The organism is Chamaesiphon polymorphus CCALA 037, from assembly GCF_003003845.1.
In the GTDB taxonomy this organism is placed as follows: Bacteria; Cyanobacteriota; Cyanobacteriia; order Cyanobacteriales; family Chamaesiphonaceae; genus Chamaesiphon; species Chamaesiphon polymorphus.
This window is the reverse complement of sequence record NZ_PVWO01000567.1, coordinates 1-3,429: the sequence shown is the minus strand read 5'-3', so window position 1 is coordinate 3,429 and position 3,429 is coordinate 1. Positions and strand designations below refer to the sequence as shown.

Genomic DNA, 3,429 nt, shown 5'->3' with positions numbered 1-3,429 from the left:
TGGGTGGATGGGGACGCAAGCGTCCCAACTATTCACTATTCACTATTCACTATCCACTATTCACTACCCTCTACTTCAGTACCCGTCGGAGTCCCATCCAGCCGATGGTGGTGTAGGCGATTGCCAGTGGCAAACTAGTCAAACTAGTACGGATGCCAGTTTGTAATACTTCATTACTGACTTGAGATTGGGCTTTTTGCTTCTCTTTATCCAACTGTTTGACGATATTATCGACTTCTTGAGCGAGTTTTTTGGGATCGTTGAGGAGCAATTGCAGATTGCCTCTAGTATTTTTGAGATCGTTAGCGGCTTGACCTTGGACTCTGCCGCTTTTAATCTCTGCATCGATCGCCGTAATCTGTTGTTGGATTTTATCTTTATTTTGGGACTTGACCTCAGCTTTTCTTTGAGCGACCGTATCATCGATCGTTTTGAGTTTTTGATTTTGGAGCGTGTTAGTAGTCAGTAATTGAAAGGGAATAATCATCAAAAAAATCAAGCCCAACAAACTAGATAGCGAAAAAACAACGATTCTCCAGCCATTGCCTCTGCTACCGCCATCCTCTGTCGAAACAATCTCGATCCAGTCGCCGATGGCAATAAAGGCAATCCCGACTAGAGGTAATAAGCCGCGCTGGGCGAGTTGACTAGTTGCCATCAGCCACCACTGAGTTGGATCGGCTCCCACACTTTCGGGCACAAACAAAAGTGTAAATGCCAGATCGATTGGTAAAGACAGAATCAATACTACACCTGCGGTTTTGAGCGCGAGGGGAGTCAAAAAACTACTGACGGTAGGTTGCATACTCTAAATTATGGAGATGTTAAGATCGTCACTCCGATCGAGGAGTGAATGGTAAACGCTTAGTGGAGGGAGCTAAAAATCTAGATTATCTTGTTTTGGGGAAGTTCCCATCGATTTGCTAACGCAACGCTTCTGCAAAGGCAGAGGCTACTCCAACGCGAACGCGCTCATGTCTGGCCTAAAATCTAATTATTCAGTTTATCTGCTATCTCGATTTTTATGACGCACAAAGTTCTGATTTATCCTGACAGGCAGGCATTAGTGTCGGCGGCTTTTGACCTGATGGTGGCACGGATCCGCACGGCGGTTGACGAGCGTCAGCGGTGTACGATTGCCTTGTCTGGCGGTTCGACTCCGCAACCATTGTACGCGGCTCTGGCTCAAGCCGACTTACCTTGGGATCGAATTGGGATTTATTGGGGTGACGAACGCTATGTGCCCCCCAGCCATCCTGATAGCAACTATGGGATGACCAAACGGATCTGGCTCGACTCATGCCCCATTCCGGCTGCCAATATTCACCCCATGCCTACAAATTTTGCCGATCCTCAACAGGCGGCGGCGGAGTACGATCGCCAGATTTTGGCCGATTTTGGGCTAGAAGCTGGGTCGATTCCCGCTTTCGATCTCATCCTGCTGGGGATGGGAGATGATGGGCATACGGCCTCGTTATTCCCCCATACAGCGGCTTTATCCGTCCGCGATCGATTGGTAACCGTCGGTGAAAAAGATGGGCAACCCCGGATCACTTTTACCTATCCCCTCATCGATCGAGCGCGGAGCACGATCTTCCTCATTTCTGGGGCGAGTAAGCAAACTGCACTGGGCGAAATTTTCGCACCCACAGGTGATGCCGATACTTATCCAGCGCGCGGCATCCAACCCCAAGGCGAACTCCTATGGCTGCTAGACGCCGATGCAGGCAAGGACTTAGCGATCGCCAGTTAAAGTAACTACACTTTGCCGCCGCCCACCCATAACTCTGGTAAAATCGAAACAGTATAAGCATTTGTAACTTAAAATCTTCGGTTTTGACGATCGTCAGATCGAACTGTAAATATAAGTTAAGCGATTGCCACTTAAAATTACATTTTTGACGATCGTCAATCCTAACGCTCGATACCAGTCTTTGAAAAGTTAACATCTAATCACGATCGGCTCTCCAAACTGTAAACACGACAAAAGTTAACATCTAATTTATGATCGTCTGTCCAAACTGTAAACACGACAATCCGGAAGGAGCGACTAACTGCGAAGCTTGCTATACCGCCTTGCCAGCGACGAAAGCTTGTCCGAACTGTGGGGCATCGATTCAAGTAGATGCAACGTTTTGCGGACAATGCGGTTACAATCTCAAACCCCCAGCAGCGACATCATCGCCAATTTTACTACCGCCACCCGATCCAGTTGCGGCCACAGGCGCACCTGCCGCACCCAGTGTCGGTTTGCCACCCACCGTATTGACTCCAGAAGCAGATATTTTTGCGATGCCGCTCCCTGCGGCACCGACTGTTGCCAGCGTTGTCTCGCAAGCTGAAACACCGACGGTTGAAGCCGCAGAGGAACCTTCGGCAACAGCCCCTCTAGAAGAGCCAGTCGTAGAGGAACCTTCAGTAACAGCCCCTCTAGAAGAGCCAGCCCTAGAGGTGCCCTCAGCATCAGCCCCTGTAGAACCAGTTGCTGTAATTCCACAACCGGCAAAAGGACCAGCCAGACACAATCCCTCAACCGCCGATCGCAACATATCAATTGCTGCATTTGCAAACAAATACAATTTTGCAAATACCGCCACAATTAGAAGTCGTTCACTTGGGCAAACCTAACGATCTGGTGGCTCCAGATATCGATGTGTCGAGTTTCCCTTGTGCGGAGGTCGTATCGCGAGTTCATGCCAATATTCGCGTTGAAGAAGATCGATATTACATTGAGGATGTCGGCAGTGCCAATGGCACTTATATCAACCACAATGTTTTAGCAAAAGGCAATCGACATGCATTGCGTGCTGGCGATCGCATCGGTCTGGGCAAAGGCGATTTAGTCACATTTATCTTTCAAGCTACGGAATGAGCCAGCGATCGCCGTAAATTGTTAGTATCAAAATAGCTGGCTTTTGTATATACTTTTCCTGGGGAGCTGAAATAAATCTCAAAAGCAATATTGCTTTATATTTATGTTATGAATCCAATTGGATAATAACAAAGCTCCGATCTTTGCTTTCCCTAAACTGGAAAATTATCGATCGTAATTCATCTGATTGAGAAAGTTGTGGCTGGGCTTGGCTCGATCGCCTATTCTAGCACCATAGCAGAGTTCGCATTACCCACTAACTAACTCACAGAGGACGAGTCGCGATCGTCTGAAGTATGAGTTAATTATTTGTAGTAATGACTGACCCACTTTCATTATTCACGATCGGTCAGCCATAATTAAGTTACCGATCGGTATCGTTATGAAACCTGCTTAGTTCCGTACTATTGGATCTTCTAGATCGAACTGCCTTATTTAATGCTCACCAGCCACTATTCAAATGCCATCCGCGATCGTCTTAGAGGATGTTTGAAAAGTCAGGAGAGAGTTAAATTTTATGCCAAACGCCTAACCATGATACGGATCATCGCTAAGTA

Annotated in this window: 2 protein-coding genes and 1 pseudogene; 2 read left to right on the top strand and 1 reads right to left on the bottom strand. The window is 47.4% G+C overall.

Annotation, left to right across the window (positions count from 1 at the left end):
- Positions 1 to 70 precede the first annotated feature (70 nt).
- Complete coding sequence (locus C7B77_RS26470; protein WP_106312038.1) at positions 71 to 805, bottom strand: HpsJ family protein; 735 nt, start codon at positions 803 to 805, stop codon at positions 71 to 73.
- Positions 806 to 1,024: 219 nt separating this feature from the next.
- Here C7B77_RS26470 and pgl point away from each other — a divergent pair, with 219 nt between their 5' ends.
- Complete coding sequence (gene pgl / locus C7B77_RS26465; protein ID WP_106312035.1) at positions 1,025 to 1,753, top strand: 6-phosphogluconolactonase; 729 nt, start codon at positions 1,025 to 1,027, stop codon at positions 1,751 to 1,753.
- 251 nt (positions 1,754 to 2,004) lie between these two features.
- Positions 2,005 to 2,872: pseudogene (locus C7B77_RS26460) on the top strand (FHA domain-containing protein).
- Positions 2,873 to 3,429: the final 557 nt, after the last annotated feature.